Below are 18,112 nucleotides of genomic sequence, written 5' to 3' on the forward strand. Positions count from 1 at the left end.
ACAAGGTGCCGGCAGCGGGTTACGTTCGTGACGGGATCAGGTTCGCCACGCGGATGGGCCGTCCACCAGTCGGGCCGGCGCAGGTGGTGATGCTGCCCAGCAACGGTAGGGCGAGGTCAGGCCAGCCGTCGGGCCTCGGCCGTGGGAAGGGAGGACCATGTCAACGGTTTCCTCCCCCACCGGCCGGCTCCCCGCGCCCGCCGGCCATCGGCGTCTCCGCCAGGCTCACCGGCACCTGACCCGGCGGCTGCAGATCGACCTGCTTCGCTCGTCCAGCGCGCTGTGTCCCCGCCTCGGCCAGGGCGCCGCCTGGCGTCGCCGTGTCTCCCACCGCCACCACCAGTTCGTCTGACCTGCGCCGTCCCGGTCATCTGCCGTGTTCCTGGGGTCGTGCCCCTCGGCCTCGTGCGAAGCCCGCCACGCGGTCGCACCTTCGGCGCCGGTCTTGTTCCCTCGGCGACACGTCCCGAGGCCATGAGTTTCCCGCCCGCCGAAGAAGGGTCCAGCCATGAGTGCGATTCCCCTGGCAGTCCTCGACCTCGTTCCGCTCAGTGATGGTTCGACCAGCGGCGCGGCGTTGCGCAACACCGTCGACCTGGTGCAGGTCGCGGAGCGACTCGGATATCACCGCTACTGGTTCGCCGAGCACCATCTCAATCCGGGTGTGCTCGGCTCGTCGCCGACGGTGTCCATCGCCCTGGTCGCCGGCGCGACCTCGAGCATCCGGCTGGGGTCGGCCGGCGTGCAGGCCGGCCACCGCACCCCGCTGTCGGTGGTCGAGGAGTTCGGCCTGATCTCGGCGCTGCACCCAGGTCGCCTCGACCTCGGTATCGGGCGGTCCTTCGGCCGACGTCCACCCCAGGCGTCCCCGGGCGGGGCGACACCCGCGACCGGCAAGGGCCCCGCGGCCGGTCCTGACTCGCCGGACGCCAGCGGTTCCGCGAGCTCACCGAACGGCCCGGGGTCGGCGGAGTCGGCGGGGTCGGCGAACGGCGCCGCGTCCCAGCAGCGTGACGCGGCGGCCGTCAGTGTGCTGGAGGCCTACCGGGCCTCGCGCGGCGGTGGCGATCACAGCGTCGAGGCGCGGGCCGCGAACGGCCTGCTGCTGCCCAGGCAGGTCGACATCTCGAAGCTGCTGTCCCCCGCCAAGATCAACCTGATCACGGGGCTGCTCCAACAACCCGGCGCCTACAGCCAGGACTACGCCGAACAGGTCGACGAGATCCTGGCGCTGCTGGCCGGGACGTACCGTTCGCCGGACGGCCAGGAGGCGCACGCGAGCCCCGGCGAGGGCGCGGACGTGGAGGTCTGGATCCTGGGTGCCTCGGGGGGGTCGAGCGCCGAGGTCGCCGGGGCACGCGGTCTGCGGTTCGCCGCGTCCTACCATCACAGCCCGAGCACCGTGCTGGACGCGGTCGACGCCTACCGCAAGGCCTTTCGGCCCTCCGCCGAGCTGGCCGAGCCGCATCTGTCGGTCTCCGCGGACGTCGTCGTCGCCGAGGACGACGCCCGGGCCGCCCACCTCGCCGCCGGTTACGGCCTGTGGGTCCGCAGCATCCGCACGGGCGCGGGCGCCATCCGGTTCCCGACCCCGGAGCAGGTCGCCGCGCATGTGTGGACCGACGAGGACCGGGATCTGGTCGTCGACCGCACCGAGACGCAGCTGGTCGGTTCGCCGAGCACCGTCGCCGACCGCCTCGAGCAGCTGCTGGAGGCCACCGGCGCCCAGGAACTGGCCATCACGACGATCACCCACCAGCATGCCGACCGGGTCCGCTCGTACGAACTGCTCGCCAGGGAGTGGCGCCGCCGCGGCCACGTCGGCTGACCCCTCCGCCACCCTGACCGAGCCGGCGTACCGACGCCAGATCGAAAGAGGACCTCATGACCGGATCGGCTCCGCTGCATCTCGCCGCCGCGCTGGACGGAGCGGGATGGCATCCGGCGGCCTGGCGCGAGCCGAACGCCCGGCCCGCGGACCTGTTCACCGCCGGTTACTGGACGGAGCTGGTCGCCGAGGCCGAACGCGGCCGGCTGGACTTCGTCACGATCGAGGACGCCCTCGCGCTGCAGTCGGCCCGTTTCTCCGGCCCGGACGGACGCACCGACCGGGTCCAGGGCCGTCTGGACGCGGTCCTGATCGCCTCCCGGGTGGCGCCGACGACCTCACGGATCGGGCTGGTACCGAGCACGTCGGCGCTGGCCACCGAACCGTTCCACATCTCCAAGGCCATCGCGACCCTGGATTACGTCAGCGCCGGGCGCGCGGGCTGGCGGGTTCAGCTCGGCAGGCCCGGGGAGATCCCCCACCTCGGCCGGCGGGCGCCGGTGACGCTCACCCTGGGCAACCGCAGCAGCCCTGAGCACGAGGCGCTCCTCGTCGACTGGTTCGACGAGGCCGCCGACCACGTCGAGGTCGTGCGCCGGTTGTGGGACAGCTGGCAGGACGACGCGGAGATCCGCGACGTCGCCACCGGGCGGTTCGTCGACCGCGACAAGCTGCACCACATCGAGTTCGCCGGCCGCTGGTTCAACGTGCGCGGCCCGTCGATCACCCCGCGCCCGCCGCAGGGCCAGCCGGTGGTCACGGCGCTGGCGCACGCCAGTGTCCCGTACCGGTTCGCCGCCCGCGCCGCCGACATCGTCCACGTCACCCCGTTGGACGCCGACCACGCGCGGTCGATCGTCGCCGAGGTCCGGGACGAGCAGGACCGGGCCGGTCGGGGCGGTGAGACCGTGCAGGTCTTCGCCGATCTGGACGTCCTGCTGGCCGGCACCACCGAGGCCGCCGCCGCCCGGCGGGCTTGTCTGGACGAGCGGCTGGACAAGCCGTACCGCTCCGACGCTCGGATCTTCACCGGGACGCCCGCGGACCTCGCCGACCTGCTGCTGGACTGGCAGGACGCGGGGATCACCGGTTACCGGCTGCGTCCCGCCGTCCTGCCCGACGACCTGCGGGCCATCACCCGCGAGCTCGCCCCCGAACTCGCCGCGCGCGGCCGGTTCCGCACCGACTACACCGCCACCACGCTGCGCGGCCACCTCGGCCTGGCCCGCCCCGCGAACCGCTACGCCACCGCCTGACCGGGCACCACCCGCGGAACCGACACCACCCGCGGAACCGACATCACCCGCGGATCGGTTCGTTTCCCGCTGGTCAGCGCACCCAGTGGTAGAGCGCGCCGCCGCTGAGGACCTGGACGGTCAGGACGACCCCGGCGCAGGCCAGCAGCGGCACGACGACCAGCCGTTCCACCCGGCCGTCGGTGCGGGGCACCAGCACCGTCTCCATCCGCCAGGGCACCGGCCACAGCAGCAGACAGCCGCGTGGGGTGAGGCAGTCGCCGAGCAGATGGGCGAGGCAGCCGATGGCCACGGGGTAACCGGCGAAGCCCATGTCCAGGTCGTGCATGGCCCAGACCGCGCCGGCGGCCGTCACGCAGTCCTTGAGTCCGGACCAGAACTCGTGGCCCTCGAAGTCCAGACCAAGACCACGCAGCCCGAAGCCGACCAGGATGAACAGCGCCGCCCACCAGCCATAGCGAAAATGGATGGCCAACATCGACATCGCGTAGCCCATGGCGAAGGCGAACAGCAACGAGTGGGTGGCATGGCGATGCCCCCCGCTGAGCCGGCTCACCCACCGGCAGAACTGGCGCGAGATCGGCCCGAGCGTCCCCGCGATCCGTCCCGACGGATGGTCCATGTCCGGCAGCAGGCCCGCGCCCGCGGCCACCACCGCCCCGGCGATCACCTGCCCGGTCGACAGCGACAACGCGTGCGACCCCCACCACTGCTCCCGCGCCAGCAGGGGGGCGGCCGCCAGCCACAGCACCGCCCCGCTCAACGCGTGCGTCCGACCCATCACCGCGACTCGACCTCACCGATCAGCACGCGGGGGACTTTAGCGCCCACCGCCGGTCGCACGACGGGCAACGCCCACGGACGGCACCTGTCCAACCTCATCCGGCGGTATCCACGCAGGTCGTAGTTTGGTGCCCGTGACGGTCGACGAGACGGGACGCATCCCCGAGCCGAACCCGCCCAAGCCGAACCCGCCCGAGCCGAACCCGCCCGGACCGGACCTGCGGGTGGCGGTCGGCTCGGCCGTGGCCATCGGGGGTGTGGCGGGTGCGGCGCTGGCCGCGGGCCGCGGTCGGCGGGCCACGGCGGCGGGTGCGCTGGCCGGCGGGGTGGCGCTGGGGGCATCCGAGGCGCTGGCCCGGACCCGGCAGCGACCCGGGGAGATCCCCGCGCTCTGGCAGCGGATCGCCACGGCCGCGGCGCTGATGGCCCCGGTCGGATGGGCCGCCGAGCAGGTCACCGGTGCGAGCCCGCGCACCGTCGGGGCGGCGACCGGTTCGGTGGCCGGGCTGCTCGGGCTACGTCCGCAGAAGGTCCTGCTCGGACCGTTGTTCGGCGCGGCCCTCGGCGCCGGTGCGGCCCGGCTGCCCGGGCGACGTCCGGTGCCGGGCGCGGTGGTCGCCGCGACGACGATGGCGAGCTGGCGCACCCTGTCGGCGCTGCTCTTCCGGGACGCCCAGGTCAGCCTGCTCGCCGAGCGGGTGGACCCGGCGGACCTCCCGTTCGTCGTGCCCCGCCAGGCCACCGCCCGCCGGGTCGGCACCGGATACATCCGGGATCTGGCCGATGAGCTGGGCGGACGGTACGAGGCTGCCGCGGCCGACGTCGGCATCGTCGCCGATCTCGGGGAACTCGCCGGGCCGGAGTTCGACCCCGCCGGCGTCGACCCGCTGGTCCGCGAGTTCTACGAGCACACCACTCGGTTCGCCCTCGACATCGAGCCGCGCTGGCGGATGTGGGTGCGCCCCGGCTACCTGCTCTACCGGACGCTGCTGGCCCGCCCGCTCGGGCAGGCGAACGTGCCGATGAACCAGCGTGAGACCCAGCGCGGCATCCACAGCCGCATCGACACCATCACCCTGCCCGCGGCCACCCCGCCCGGCTCGGCCCAGCCGGTCTCCGGTCAGCCGGCCTCAGCCCCGGTGGGGTCGGAGGCGGTGGCTCCGGTGGCGGTGCGCGGCTGGATTCGCTCGTTCGCCGACACCGACGAGCCGATCTACGTCGGCATCTACACGACGTACCGGTTCGGCGACCGTGGCTATGTCAGTGTCGGCTTTCCGCTGCCGCAGGCCAGTTTCACCGCGACGCTGGTGCCACAGGCCCGGCCCGGTGGGGGTCTCGTCCTGACCAGTCGCAGTGAACTCGACCATCCCGGCCATTACCTGGCCACCCGGGACTCCTCGGATGGCCGGCTGACGGCGCTGGCCGTCCATGGTTTCGCCGAGACGTTGGAGGTCCACACCGTCGACGGTGAGCTACGCGCCGAACACGCCTTCGCGATCTTCGGTATTCCGTTTCTCGTCCTGCACTACCGGATCACCCGCAAGCCTGCCGGCTGACCCGCGAGCCCTTCGGCGCAGCCGCGAGCTCCTCGGCTGGACCCCGAGCTCTTCGGCGCAGCCCGGCGTCCTCCCTCCCCGCCAGGTTCGACGAGGAGGGAGGACGTTTTCGGCCCTGGACGAGCCGCCGGACGGCGGGGCAGGGCGTCCGGACATCAAGGCCGCACCGGCGGTCGCCGTGGACGGCGCCGCGGCCGGGCGGTGGGCGAGGTCAGCCGGCGTCGTTGCCGGTGACCGGGGTCGAGGTGGTACGCCGCCGCGGCACCAGCGTCGGACGCAGGCAGCGGGGCTGGCGTGGACTGATCGCCCGTGGGGCGAAGTTCCCGCGGGCGGCCGCGTCCGGCGGACCGGACTGCGACGGGATGTCCGGCCGCGGGGGGATACCCGAGGACGGTTTGGGCGGCTGACCCGGCCCCGAGGATCCCGGCCGACGTGGCGGCCGCGCTGGCAGGTGCGCCGAGGGCTGGCCGGCCGTGGGTGGCGCGGGCCGGGGCGCGGACCGGGGTGGCAGCGTCGGGAAGGAGGGATGCCAGGGCGGCAGCGCGGCGCCCGGTGGCCGCTGTCGGGGCAGTCGCGGTGGTATCGCCGGGCGCTGTCCGGGGACGGTCGGCGGCGTCAGCGGTCGCTGTCGGTGCGGCAGCGCCGGGATCGACGGACGCTGGGTCGGGGCGGTCGTCGGGGCGGTCGTCGGCGGTGTCCCAGCTGGCGTCGATGCCGGTGGCGTCGTTGGCCGCTCGGGCGTTCCCTCCGGGATGGTGCCGGTGCTCGCGGTGGGCAGGGCGGCACGTCTGATCATCGGGATGGTGAGCGAACCGGTGTCGCTACCCGGTGCCACCTCCGCCGCGAGAGCGGGCGAGATCACCTCGGTGACCGACGGGGTCAGGGTCGTCGTCATCGAGGTGCTGGCCGGCAGCGAGACGCTGGCCAGCGAGGAGGCACCCTCGCTCGAACTCCCGGTGGTGGGTCGCGGGTCAGATGGTGCGCCGTCCTGGGACGGCTGCGCGCGTGTGGAGACGTCTTCTGGTGGACAGTGGCGTGGGAGCGCCGTCCTCGCGGTCCGTCGGCGCAAGCGCCGCTCCGCCGCCGCGAGCGCGACGAGAAATCCCAGCAGGATCATTGCCGGCGTCAACATCGCCGTCCTTCCCCCCCGAACAGGTCACCGAGGACCCGCCCCCGTTACTTCTGGCAGAGGCGTCCAGGCCCGATCGGTCCCGCGTCGTCATGGTTCTTGCGGGCAGTTGACACGGTACGAAGGGATGGCCCGGGTACAGCCCGATGCGCTCACACCGCGACGGTTAGCCGAATCGGGGGGTGCATGCCCTGGCCAGGTGTTCGTGGTTACCCCCGCGGCCGGCGCCGGACCGGTACATTCGCGCCATCGTGTCCACCATTTCCGGTCCGGTCGATGTGTCCCGGTCGTCCGGACCCGCACGTTCCCACCGTCGCGTCACCCTCTGATTGCCGCGGTCGCCGGTGCCCACCTTCGTTCCACTCTCGCTTCTCGCCGCGTTCCTGCTGGCCTCGTCCGCGGCGGTGCAGCAGCGCGCCGCCGCACGCAGCCACTACGTCGCCGACGACGACGCGCGGGCCGTCGTACCCGGACCAGGCCACTTCCTCGACCTCGTGACCCGGCCCCTGTGGCTGGTGGGCTGGCTGCTCAACCTCGCGGGATTTCTCATGCAGGCAGCGGCCCTGCACCTGGGCACGCTCACGCAGGTGCAGCCGCTGATGGTCACCCAGCTCGTCTTCGCGCTCCCGCTGGCGCTCGTCGGAACCCGGCTACGGATGGCCCGCACGGCCTGGTGGGCGGTCGCGGCGATCTGCGCCGGGCTCGCTCTGCTGCTCGCCGTGCAGGATCATCCGCCCGCGCACGCACCGCTGGACCGGACCCGGATGGTGATCGCCACCGCGGCGATCGCGGTCGCGGTGGTCACGCTGGTCGGGGTGTCGTACGCGCGGCGGCCGGCGGCGCGGGCGGCGCTGCTCGGCACCGCGGCCGGCCTGCTCTACGCGCTGAGCGCGCTCCTGCTCAAAGAGACCACCGACGTAACCCTCACAAACGGGTTGCACGCAACAGTCACGCGCTGGCCCGCATATGCCCTGTGTGGGGTCACACTGACGAGCCTGTGGCTGGGTCAGGCGGCCTTCGCGGTGGGCCCGCTGGCCGCGGCGATCACCGCGATGACCATTACCAATCCGACCGCGGCCTACGCGCTTGGCCTGTCGGTGTTCGACGTGCCCACACCTCGGCAACCCGGGGTGACCGCAGGTGTGGTCGTCGCGGCGGGACTCGTGATCAGCGGCGTGTATCTGCTGTCCCGCCCCGCCGCCCTGCCCCGCCCACGACGCACCGCGCCGCGCCAGCCACCCGCTCAGCGGTTGCCGAACAGGCCGCCCAGTCCGCCGAGGTTGCCGAACCCGCCGCCGGGCCCACCCTGCTGACCGCCGCCGTGGCCCCCCAGCTGGTTGCCCTGGAAGCCCTGGTCACCGAATCCGAAGTGGCCGGCCGCACCGGCCCCCGCCAGCGCGTTGTACGGCGGCAACAGCTCACACGGCTGGACGATGACGTAGCCGTCGCCGCTGAACTGCATCTGCCAGCTCTCACCGGTGTTGCCCCGCGGCCGCCACACCGACGAGGAGGTCACCGCCGCCTGCATGCTCACCTGGAGGCCCGCCGACCAGCCGACGACCGCGTCGGCATCGGCGAAGTAGTAGTTCTGGTAGGTCACCCGCATCACCAGGGGCGCACCCGAGGTGCAGACCGCGACCCGTCCGGCGCCCCGTAGTTCGATCTGGTACGACCCGACGCCGGCGATGCCGACCTGGGTGTCGACGCGGACCAGGTCCCAGTTGAGCTCGGTGCTGAAGGCGAGCACGTTCTTGCCGTCGACGGTCAGCCCGTCGCGACCGTCGAGGTCGAGCAGGTGGATGTCCTGGGCCTGGTTGGCGAGGAAGACGTTGCCCGAGCCGGAGACCTTCATCAGGTTCAGGCCCTCACCGCCGCTGAAGAAGCTGCGGAACTGCCCGCCCCAGCCCTCCCAGTGCGCGTCGAAGTTCACGCCGCCCTGGTAGGCGACCATGGCGCCCTTGCGGGCGTAGAACTCACGCATGCCGCTCGGGCCCAGGTTCGCGCGTAGCAGCTTGGAGTTCTGCAGCGAGAACGGCTCGTTGGACTGCCGCTCGGGATTGTCCAGCAGGCTGGAGCGAATCCCCCCGGCTGGTCCGCCCGCGCCGGGCGGCATTCCCCCGGGCCCACCCGGCCCGCCGGGTGGCGTTCCGGGCCCACCCGGGTAGCCGCCGCCTGGCCCAGGCGGATAGCCCTGGCCCGGCCCAGGCGGATAGCCCTGGCCTGGCCCGGCCGGCGGATAGCCACCTGGCCCCTGACCTCCCGGCGGGTAGCCCTGCCCGGGCGGAGGCTGTGGCGGGTAGCCCTGCCCGGGCGGAGGCGGCGGATAGCCCTGCCCGGGCGGCGGATAGCCCGGCCCGCCCGGCCCGCCGGGGTAGCCGCCTGGTCCGCCGGGATGATTGCCGTACCCACCCTGCGTCATGTCCTCGTCCTCTCCGCCGTCCCCGGCCGGCAGGGGATCCACTGGATTCGGTTGCCGCGGCGCATGTCCGCTAACCCCGCAGCGACATGGTGGGGCGTTCGTCCTCGCTGGGCTGGACGACGACGAAACCCTGCCCGGAGAAGCCGAGCTGGAACGCCTCGCCGGAGCCCCGCCCGATCAGCCCGCCCAGGCGCGCGGTGCGCCGCGGCTGCACCTGGAGGCCGTCGGTGTAGGCGACGAGCGCGTCGGTGTCGACGAAGGTCGGGGCCTCGCGGGTGTCGAGCACGATCGGGTTGCCCTTCGCGGTGAGCGCCACCCAGCCGTGGCCGCGCAGCACCACGTTGAACATGCCCATCCCGGACAGCATCGTGATGCCCCGGACCCGTTCGATGTTCCACTGCAACGACGCGTCGAACGCCAGGATGTTCTTGCCGTTGACCGACAGGCCCTCGCCGGCGAGCTGGGCGACGATGACCTCCTTGCCGTAGTCGGCCAGGTAGAGCAGGCCCTGCCCGGTGGCGGTCATCAGCGGCACACCCTCGCCGGTCGCCCAGGAGGACGCGATCCGGCCCAGCTGCGGGGGCTGCGGGTTGAAGTCGATCAGACCCTCGTAGGCGATCATGGACCCGGTGCGGGCGAACAGGTCCTGCCCGGGATTCATCACCACCTTGACGATCTTGGAGCCGTGCTTGCTCATCCGTTCCATGACGGGCGTCGGCCCGTAGTGGTCCATCAGGCTGCCGTACATGCTCACACCTCGTAGGGCTGGACGACGACGAAGTGCCCGGCGAAGCCCATGAACTGCAGGGCCAGTGCCTCTCCGCTGCTGCCAGCGTAGATCTGACGTGAGATCCGGACCTGGGTGGAGACGCTGACCCGCATCCCCGTCGTCCAGGCGACCAGGGCGTTCATGTCGGCGAACGTCGGTCCGGCCACCGGCAGCGTCATCGGCGTGCCCCTGGTCATGACGACCACCGACCCCGGGCCGGACACCTCGAAATGGAACAGGCCGCCACCGGGAATGCCGGGGCTTTCGATCCGGCGCACCTCGGTGCGCACGGTCGCGTCCATGGCCAGCAGGTTGTTGGCGTTGATGCACAACGACGAGCTGCCGAGCTCCACGATGTGCAGGTCGGCGGCGTCCTGGGCGAGGAAGACCTCGCCGACGCCCTTGCAGGTCATCAGCTTGAGCTTCTGACCGGTCAGCTTGCCCTCGATCATGCCGCGCAGGCCGCCGCTTTTGTAGTCGAACTCCACGTCGCCCTGGTAGGCGACCATGGCGCCGCGCAGCGCCAGCGCGTCCTCGCCCAGGGTCACCTTGACGAGTTTGCCGTTCTGCTGCGTCCAGCGACCGGCGGTCGGGCGCTCCCGGTAGGGCGCGAGGCTGTTGAGCGCCCCCGGCTGGGTCGGCTGCACCTGCGACGGCAGCGGCTCCGGCCCACCGAACCCGGCACCGGGCACCGGCGGCTGGCCGCCTGGCATGCCACCCGCCGCCGCGCCGGCGTAGGCCGGCTGCCCGCCCGGCGCCGGCTGACCGCCGTAACCGGGCTGGCCACCGTAGCCCGGCTGACCCGGCTGACCCGGTGGGGTGCCGCCGTATCCCGGCTGACCTGGGGGGGTGCCGTACCCCGGCTGGCCGGGTGGGGCGCCATAGCCCGGCTGGCCGGGTGGCGTTCCATAGCCCGGCTGGCCGGGTGGCGTTCCATAGCCCGGCTGGCCACCGGACGGCGGCGGGGGTGGCGGCGGCGCGGCGGGCGGCTGTGCCTTGTGCCGGTCATGGACCGGCTGGGCCGGGGGTGGGGGCGGCGGCGGTGCGGCGGCCTCGGGCTCGTCGGCGACCTCGCCGCCGTAGGAGCGGATCAGTTCGGCGAGCCCGCCCTGGAAACCCTGGCCGACCGCGGCGACCCGCCACACGCCCTTGCGGTAGACATCGCCGATCATCACCGCACGTTCACTGGTGAAGTCGGCACCCGTGAACGCGTAACGCAGCACCTCCACCCCGCCGGCGACGATGCGCAGGTAGCCGGAGGAGATGGCCGCGGCGCTGCCAGCCCCGTCGAGGGCGGCGCAGAACGACAGCCGGCCGATCGACGCCGGCACCCGGTCCAGACTGACCTGGAATCCCTGGCTGTCGCCTGGCTGCGGACCGACCTGGCGGACCGAGCCCTCCGGCGAGGACGGCTGGTTGAAGAAGATGAAGTACCGGTCGTCGGAGAGCCGGTCACCGGTGTCGAGCCCGAAGCAGGAGATGTCCCACTCCCCCGGCGCGCTGATCTGCACGCCGACGTACAGGTCGGTGTTCGGGGTGACTGCCGACAGCTGGGTCTTCTGCCCGCGACTGAACTGGGTGACCACGGCACTCCCCTCACTCGCCTGCCGCCGCCCGTGGGCCGCCGGGCCACGCCATGCCCGGATGTTCGCCGGACCTGCGGGCAAACTAGCAGCTACCCACCGGCCCCACGGCACACGCCGACCATCCAGGGCCTGTCGTGGACGGGACACCCACCACATCTCCCGGTTGTGCGCGCGCCCGGGCCACCCCACCTCGCGTTTTCGCCCAGCCCGGCCCGACCGGCCGCTGGCTGCGTCGCGCACGCCCGTTCACATCACTTCGGACGGCAGCCGTCTCGCCACTGGATGCACCGGTGGCGTTGACTGGACGCATGCGCCACGTCGAGCACAGCGTCAGCAGCAGCCCGAAACGCCTGTCGAAGATCGGCCTGGGGACCTGGCAGTTCGGATCCCGGGAGTGGGGCTACGGCAGCGAATACGCCGACCAGGGCGCGGCCCAGGTCGTCCGGCGGGCGCTCGAACTCGGGATCACCGTGTTCGACACCGCCGAGGCATACGGTTTCGGACGCAGCGAACGCATCCTCGGCGCGGCTCTCGCCGCCGGCACCTTCCAGGAGGTGTACCTCGCGACGAAGATCATGCCGGTGCTGCCGGTGGCGGCCGTCGTCGAGCAGCGGGCCGTCGCCAGCGCGAGCCGGCTCGGCGTCCGTCACCTGGACCTGTACCAGGTGCACCAGCCGAACCCGCTGGTCCGCGACCGGTGGACGATGCCGGGAATGCGGGCGCTGCGCACCGTCGGGCTCGTCGGGGACGTCGGCGTGAGCAACTACTCGCTGCAACGCTGGCAGGAGGCGGACGCGGCGCTCGGTGCGCCGGTGCTGTCCAACCAGGTCGAGTACAGCCTTGCCCGGCCCCGCCGGGGCGCCGCGCTGCTCGAGTTCGCCGCGGCCGAAAACCGGATCGTCATCGCCTACAGCCCGCTGGCCCAGGGCCTGCTGTCGGGCCGTTACTCCGCCACCCACCGGCCCGCCGGCCGGGTCCGTTCCGCCAACTCGCTGTTCCTGCCCGAGAACCTCGACCGGGTGGTGCCCCTGCTCGACACCCTGCGCGACGTCGCCGCCGCCCACGACGCGACGCCGGCACAGATCGCCCTGGCCTGGGCGATCCACCATCCCCAGGTGATCGCGATCCCCGGGGCGTCCAGTGTCGCTCAGGTCGAGAGCAATGCCGCGGCCGCCGACATCACCCTCGCCGACGACGAGTACGCCGCGCTCACCACCGCCTCGGAGCGGTTCACCCCCGTGGCCGGCCGCGCCGCTGCCACCGCCCTCGCCACCCAGGCCCTGCGCCGCTGACCGCGCCCGCCCCCGCGGGCCCTTGTTGACCTGAACCCACGTTCATGTTCTAGCGTCACCGCCCGACGACAGTGCGACGTTGCCACCCGGCGGTACGGGCTGCCGGGCGTCGCCGGCGGGAGCACCCATGGCCACCGACATCACGCCCCATCCGGACGAGGAACTGGCCCGCCAGCCGGCCGGCTACTGGACCGGTGCGGCCCACCGCACGATCGTGGGCCGCATCCGCGCCGAACTCGCCGTCGACGATCTCACCCAGCCGCGACGCGGCGCCGCCCCTCCACCATGGTCACGTTCCGTGGCGTCGTTTTCGGGGGTCGCGGGCGTGCAGGATGCACACGGGTCGTCGTGGGGGTATTCGCGTCCGATTTGCCCCCCACAACGACCCGTGTAGGCGGATCTTGCTCGGGGGTCGGTTGCGGGGTGTGGTGGGCCGGCCAGCCAGCCAGCCCGCCCGCTACACCCGGGGGGCGCGGATTTCCGGGCGACGCGGAACTGGCCTGGCCCGCGCGTGCTGCCGCTGCCGCCGGGGTCAGGGGGCGCGGACGGTGCCGTCGGGGGCGTAGACGTCGTCGGACGTGATGTAGTGGAAGGGCGGGCAGACACCGGTGGAGTGGTGGGCGGCGGCTTCCAGGGCCAGCCGGACCCGTTCGTCGGCGTCGAGGCCGGCGGTGGTGTGCAGCGAGCCGCTGGCGTACTCGTCGCCGCTGCCGATCGCGTAGTAGTCGTCGACACTGCGGCCGATCTGGTAGTCCGAGTCGATCCGGTACAGGTGCCCGCGGATACCCACCAGGAACAGCCCGCCGCTTTCGTTGCCCGACTCGTTGCGGGCGAAGCCGCCGTCGCGCAGGCAGTCCCGGACCACGGCGATGAACTCCGTCGACATGAACCGGTCGAGATCCCAGTCCTGCGGGACGGGCGGCACGAGGCTGTACCGCAGCAACTGGCCCATCCGGAACGAGTCGGTGAAGCCCATCAGGAACTCACCGTTGCGAAACACCTTGGTGTCCGCACGCACGGTGACGGACCAGCCGGCCACGCCAGCACTGTCCCCACCGATGACGACCCGGCCGTCTTTCTGTACACCGACGATGCAGGTCACGAAGCGGGATGGTACCGGTTCTGACCGCAGGCGGATGCCCCACCCGTCAGCCTCCGTCGTCTTCGTCACGGACCGTCTTGAAGGCGACGGTTCGGCCGTCCCGGCGGCCTGGCATGAAAGGCTTGACCATGACGGCTCGGGACAGCCGTCGACGCGGCATGCGCGGACGTGGGCGAGCGGCACGAGCCGGCGACCGGGCGGCCAGCCGTGGCCTGGCCACGGCCAGCCAGACGGTCAGACAGCCAGGCGATGAGGCCGGGACGAGAGGGAAGTAACGGCGATGGTGATGAAGCGGTTCATGTCGCGGCTCGGGGTGGGCGCGGCCGAGGTGGACACGGTGCTGGACCGGCCGCAGACCCAGCCGGGCACGGTCGTCACCGGCGTGACGAACATCGTCGGCGGGAAGGTCGAGCAGGAGATCGAGAAGGTGCTCGTCTCGCTGGAGGCCACCGTCGAGGTCGAGCGGGACGACTCCACCTGGTATGAGCAGGTGACGTTCGGTACCCAGCAGGTCGGGGGTGGCTTTACGGTGGCCCCCGGCCAGCGGATCGGCGGTCGGTTCGAGCTGGCCGTGCCGTGGCAGACCCCGATCACCACGGTCGGTGACTGGCAGCTGCGCGGAATGAAGATCGGGGTGCGCACGAAGCTCGCGATTCCCGGCGCGGTCGACCCGGGTGATCTCGACCCGGTCGAGGTGCATCCGCTGCCGATCCAGGAGGCGGTGCTGGCCGCGCTCGGCGACCTGGGCTTCCAGTTCCACTCCGCCGATGTCGAGAAGGGTCGCCTGCACGGTTCCGATCTGCCGTTCTACCAGGAGATCGAACTGCGCCCCTCCGGTGACTACGCCCGGCGGATCCGCGAGCTGGAGGTGACCTTCCTGGTCGACGGCGCCGGCACCGATGTCGTGCTCGAGGCCGACCGCCGCGGCGGCCTGCTGTCCTCGGGCGGCGACGAGCTCACCCGCTTCCGCCTGTCCCACCACGACCTCGACCGCCAGGCCCTCGGCGGTCTGCTCCACCAGCAGCTCGAACATCTCGGTCGCCGCCGCGGCTGGTTCCGCTAGACCGGACCTGCGTCCCGCGGCCCCGGTAGACGAACGCTCCCCGGGGCCGCGGGCCACTCAGGACACGGGACGGTAGCGCACCGTCACATCGCCGGCGGCGGTAGCGACCCGGAGATGACGACGGGCTCGCGGATCGGACCCGATGGTGATGTCCCGGTCTCCGGCATAGGTGGTCACGTCGGTCGCATAGGGCGGGGAGTCGGCGGGCAGCAGCACGCGCACGTCACCGGCCGAGCTCTGGGCGTCCAGGTCGTCCGGTGCCTCGGCGGCCTCCAGTGTCAGATCGCCCGCCGAGCTCAGAGCGTGCACGGAGCGGGACCGGGAGTCGAGCACGCGCACGTCACCGGCCGCGCTGGAGGCGTCGACCGTGCCCCGCGACCCGGTGACCACGATGTCGCCGGCCGAGGTGCGCAGCCGGGCGGGACCGTCGAGACCGGTCGCGCTCACGTCCCCCGCGGACGTTCGCAGGGTGACACTCCGCCCGGACGGAACAGCGAGGAAGTAGGCGGACCCGCAGTCCCAGAGACCCCACCGCGAGCAGCGGCTGGACACCCGCGCGGTGTCACCGGTGATCCGTATGTCGAGGGAGGGCATCCGCACGACGCCGCTGAGACGGGCGACCAGAACCAGCCCGGACGGCGCTGCCCCGGACGGCGCTGACGTGGATGTGCCGCTGGGGAACACGATGCCGCGGGCGGCGCTGACGCCAGGGCCGTACAGGGCCACGTCGCCCCCGTCGGCGGTCATGTCGATGTGGGTCACCGACGCTGGCAGGACCCGGCTCTCGACCCGCACCTCCCGGCCGCTGGTTCCAGTGACCACCGAGATCCCGAAGATGGCCCCGAGGACGACCGCGATCAGGCCGCCGACGAGCAGCGCCGGCACCCGCCCGGGCCGCGCTCCTGCCCCGTTCCCGTCCCGGTCGGGACCGGGACGAAGGGCGGAGTCAGCGAGCCGGACGGCACCGCTGCCGGGCCCAGAGCCGGAGCCGGGCCCGGAGCCGCGGCTGACGGGGTCGTGGTCGAGAGCCGGGCCGCCGGTGGGATCGGTCATCGTGGGGCCTCCTGCGGATGCGGCCGGGAGTCACCGGAACCGGTGCCGGCGCTGTGGCCGGGACTGATGCCGGGGGAACCGGGACTGACGCCGGGGGAAGAGGTGACATCGTGGCCATCGGTCGAGTCGAGGTAACGCAGGACGGCGAGCACCCGTCGGTGATCGTCCTCGGCCGCCGGTAGGCCGAGCTTGGCGAGGATGCCGGTGACGTGCTTCTCGACCGCGCGTTCGGTGATGACGAGCGCGGCGGAGATCCCGGCGTTCGAGCGTCCCTCCGCCATCAGGCGCAGGACCTCGTTCTCGCGGCGGGTGAGGGCGGCCAGGGGGTCGGCCCGGCGGGTGCGGATCATCAGCTGGGTGACGACCTCGGGGTCGAGCACGGTGGCACCTTCCGCGATCCGCGCCAGCGCCGTGTGGAAGTCTGCGACGTCCGAGACCCGGTCCTTGAGCAGATAGCCCACGCCGCCGTGGTGACGGCCGTCCCGGCCGGTGTACCGGCTGCCTTCGGCGATGAACAGATCGACCGCGTACCGTTCCTCGACGTACTGCGAGAGCACCAGCACGCCGACGGCCGGCCACTGCCGGCGTAGCACCAGCGCTGCCCGTATCCCCTCGTCCACGAAGGTCGGGGGCAGCCGGACATCGACGACGCAGACGTCCGGCGGATCGGCCGCGACCGCGCGCAGCAGCCCCTCCGCCTCGTCGACCGCGGCCGTCACGGTGACGCCGAGGTCCTCGAGCAGCAGGATCAGGCCCTCCCGCAACAGCACCGAATCCTCGGCGATCATGATGCGCATGGCAGCTCCAGCCGCAGCGTCGTGCCGGTCCCGGGCGGGCTGGTCAGGCTGAACGTTCCGTCGACGGCGCGGGCGCGGTCCCGCAGGCCGGCCAGGCCGGTACCGCCCCGCTCGCCGGCACCGCCGCGGCCGTCGTCGGCGACCTCGACGACGAGTCGCCCCATCCCCGGGCGCGTGGCGTCCTGACCCGGCGTGCTCGGGTCCGCGTACGCGCGGCGCACGGTGACGCTGACCCGGGTGGCATCGGCATGGCGGGCCACGTTGGTCAACGCCTCGGCGACGAAGAAGTAGGCGACGGCCTCGGCGTCCGGGTCGCGGTGCCGAGTCGTGGCCTCGTCCACGTCGACGCTGACCGGCACCGGGCAGCGGGCGACGAGTCCGGACAGCGCCGCGTCCAGGCCGCGGTCGGTGAGCACCGCCGGGTGGATGCCCCGGGCCAGGTCACGAAGCTCGGCCAACGCCCGTTTCGCCTCGGCGTGGGCCTCGGCGACGAGACCGGCGGCGCCGTCGGGATCCTGCGTGAAGCGGGCCTGGGCTCGTCCGAGGGTCATGGCGACGGCCACCAGCCGCTGCTGCGCGCCGTCGTGCAGGTCCCGTTCGATGCGGCGACGCTCGGCGGCGGCGGCGGCGACCATCCCGGCCCGGCTGGAGGTGAGATCCTCGACCCGTTGAGCCAGGAGTTCCCCCTTGCGTGGGGACAGCAGCCAGCGGGCCAGCTGATAGTGCGCGGCGGTAAGACCGCGGGCGAGCCAGGGCGCGGCGAGCAGCGCGGTGGCGCCGAGCCCGACGTGCAGTGCCACCGAGCCGCCGTAGCCGAGGTCCTGGCCGAACACACGGTCACCCGCGGTGAGGGTGAACCCGTAGGCGGGGAAGAACACGAACGCGAGCCCGCCGCCCCAGGCGACGAACAGCAGCCAGCCACCGAGCCAGCCGAACAGCGGGACGACGACCAGCGCGTAGCCGGCATCCAGCCAGCTGCCACCGGAACGCAGTCGCCGCAGCTCCCCGCCGACCCGGTCCGGCAGCCTGAACCCGCCGGGCCACCGGGTGTCGAGACGCGCCCCGGCGCCGACGGCCGGCGGTGGAGGGGCGGGCGAGGCGCGTAGCGGGAGCCGTCGACCCAGCATCGTCTCGAACCGCCAGGCGTCCACCCGGGTGGCCAGCCGGGCGGTGACCAGCCCGGCCCAGATCAGCGGCACCCCGACCAGCGCGACCAGCAGCATCGGCACACCCACGACGATCAGTACGAGCACCGTCAGGAACACCGGCACGGCAAGCACACCCGTGAGCGCCGTGAACGCCGTGGCCGACCACGCCGGCCCGGCGTATGTCGCGCGCGCCAACGCCCGGATCCCACCGCCCACCCGCCGCGCCCCGGTAGGGGCGTCACCCTCCTCGACCACACCTGTCATAGCCGCCCGTCCTCACGTCGCCACCTCCCCCGCCGATGGTGCGGCCCAACGGGCACCGACAGTTCTC

General features: G+C 72.8%; 16 protein-coding genes. 7 read left to right on the plus strand and 9 right to left on the minus strand.

What is annotated here, in order from left to right:
* Window positions 1-157: 157 nt before the first annotated feature.
* From MXD61_RS27015 to MXD61_RS27025, 3 genes are all read left to right on the plus strand, one after another.
* Window positions 158-352, plus strand: a complete 195-nt coding sequence (locus MXD61_RS27015; RefSeq protein ID WP_248816236.1) for a hypothetical protein — start codon at window positions 158-160, stop codon at window positions 350-352.
* Between the two features lie 156 nt (window positions 353-508).
* Entirely contained in the window at window positions 509-1,828 is a 1,320-nt protein-coding gene (locus MXD61_RS27020; protein WP_248816237.1) for an LLM class flavin-dependent oxidoreductase, read from the plus strand.
* A gap of 56 nt (window positions 1,829-1,884) precedes the next feature.
* Window positions 1,885-3,084 carry an LLM class flavin-dependent oxidoreductase gene (locus tag MXD61_RS27025; RefSeq protein ID WP_248816238.1) on the plus strand — a complete coding sequence of 400 codons (1,200 nt, stop codon included), beginning with the start codon at window positions 1,885-1,887 and terminating at the stop codon, window positions 3,082-3,084.
* Between the two features lie 73 nt (window positions 3,085-3,157).
* Here the strand turns inward: MXD61_RS27025 and MXD61_RS27030 are convergent, their stop codons facing one another.
* The gene (locus tag MXD61_RS27030; RefSeq protein ID WP_248816239.1) at window positions 3,158-3,865 is read right to left on the minus strand and encodes a metal-dependent hydrolase; all 708 of its coding nucleotides are present in this window, start codon (window positions 3,863-3,865) and stop codon (window positions 3,158-3,160) included.
* Between the two features lie 220 nt (window positions 3,866-4,085).
* On the opposite strand from MXD61_RS27030, the gene MXD61_RS27035 reads away from it, so the two are divergent.
* On the plus strand, window positions 4,086-5,423 hold the full coding sequence (locus MXD61_RS27035; RefSeq protein WP_251080694.1) for a hypothetical protein: 1,338 nt from the start codon (window positions 4,086-4,088) through the stop codon (window positions 5,421-5,423).
* Between the two features lie 211 nt (window positions 5,424-5,634).
* Here MXD61_RS27035 and MXD61_RS27040 read toward each other — a convergent pair whose 3' ends face one another.
* Window positions 5,635-6,555, minus strand: coding sequence for a hypothetical protein (locus MXD61_RS27040; protein WP_248816241.1), 921 nt, complete (start codon window positions 6,553-6,555; stop codon window positions 5,635-5,637).
* A 341-nt stretch (window positions 6,556-6,896) separates the two neighbouring features.
* Between MXD61_RS27040 and MXD61_RS27045 the strand changes: the two genes are divergently transcribed.
* On the plus strand, window positions 6,897-7,865 hold the full coding sequence (locus MXD61_RS27045; RefSeq protein WP_248816242.1) for a DMT family transporter: 969 nt from the start codon (window positions 6,897-6,899) through the stop codon (window positions 7,863-7,865).
* Here MXD61_RS27045 and MXD61_RS27050 read toward each other — a convergent pair.
* The 3 genes from MXD61_RS27050 to MXD61_RS27060 form a co-directional block, all read right to left on the minus strand.
* Window positions 7,796-8,971: an AIM24 family protein gene (locus MXD61_RS27050; protein WP_248816243.1), complete on the minus strand. Its 1,176-nt coding sequence runs from the start codon at window positions 8,969-8,971 to the stop codon at window positions 7,796-7,798. The genes MXD61_RS27045 and MXD61_RS27050 overlap by 70 nt on opposite strands.
* Before the next feature lie 70 nt (window positions 8,972-9,041).
* A complete protein-coding gene (locus MXD61_RS27055) occupies window positions 9,042-9,719 on the minus strand; it encodes an AIM24 family protein (protein ID WP_163550206.1) in 678 nt (225 codons plus the stop codon).
* 2 nt (window positions 9,720-9,721) lie between these two features.
* Window positions 9,722-11,326 carry a TerD family protein gene (locus MXD61_RS27060; protein WP_248816244.1) on the minus strand — a complete coding sequence of 535 codons (1,605 nt, stop codon included), beginning with the start codon at window positions 11,324-11,326 and terminating at the stop codon, window positions 9,722-9,724.
* 308 nt (window positions 11,327-11,634) lie between these two features.
* Here MXD61_RS27060 and MXD61_RS27065 point away from each other — a divergent pair, with 308 nt between their 5' ends.
* A complete protein-coding gene (locus MXD61_RS27065; protein WP_248816266.1) occupies window positions 11,635-12,618 on the plus strand; it encodes an aldo/keto reductase in 984 nt (327 codons plus the stop codon).
* Between the two features lie 532 nt (window positions 12,619-13,150).
* On the opposite strand, the gene MXD61_RS27070 is transcribed toward MXD61_RS27065, so the two are convergent.
* On the minus strand, window positions 13,151-13,720 hold the full coding sequence (locus tag MXD61_RS27070) for a hypothetical protein (protein WP_248816245.1): 570 nt from the start codon (window positions 13,718-13,720) through the stop codon (window positions 13,151-13,153).
* Window positions 13,721-14,000: 280 nt separating this feature from the next.
* On the opposite strand from MXD61_RS27070, the gene MXD61_RS27075 reads away from it, so the two are divergent.
* Complete coding sequence (locus tag MXD61_RS27075) at window positions 14,001-14,783, plus strand: sporulation protein (protein WP_248816246.1); 783 nt, start codon at window positions 14,001-14,003, stop codon at window positions 14,781-14,783.
* A gap of 57 nt (window positions 14,784-14,840) precedes the next feature.
* Here MXD61_RS27075 and MXD61_RS27080 read toward each other — a convergent pair whose 3' ends face one another.
* Genes MXD61_RS27080 through MXD61_RS27090 form a run of 3 tightly spaced genes read right to left on the minus strand, consistent with a single transcriptional unit; the run spans window position 14,841 to window position 18,045 of the window.
* Window positions 14,841-15,836, minus strand: a complete 996-nt coding sequence (locus tag MXD61_RS27080) for a DUF4097 family beta strand repeat-containing protein (RefSeq protein WP_248816247.1) — start codon at window positions 15,834-15,836, stop codon at window positions 14,841-14,843.
* Window positions 15,833-16,633, minus strand: coding sequence for a response regulator transcription factor (locus MXD61_RS27085; protein ID WP_248816248.1), 801 nt, complete (start codon window positions 16,631-16,633; stop codon window positions 15,833-15,835). Before MXD61_RS27085 ends, MXD61_RS27080 begins: the two co-directional genes overlap by 4 nt.
* Window positions 16,621-18,045, minus strand: coding sequence for a histidine kinase (locus tag MXD61_RS27090; RefSeq protein ID WP_248816249.1), 1,425 nt, complete (start codon window positions 18,043-18,045; stop codon window positions 16,621-16,623). Before MXD61_RS27090 ends, MXD61_RS27085 begins: the two co-directional genes overlap by 13 nt.
* Window positions 18,046-18,112: the final 67 nt, after the last annotated feature.

Origin of the sequence: Frankia sp. AgPm24 (genome assembly GCF_023243055.1) — a bacterium.
Classification (GTDB): Bacteria; Actinomycetota; Actinomycetes; order Frankiales; family Frankiaceae; genus Frankia; species Frankia umida.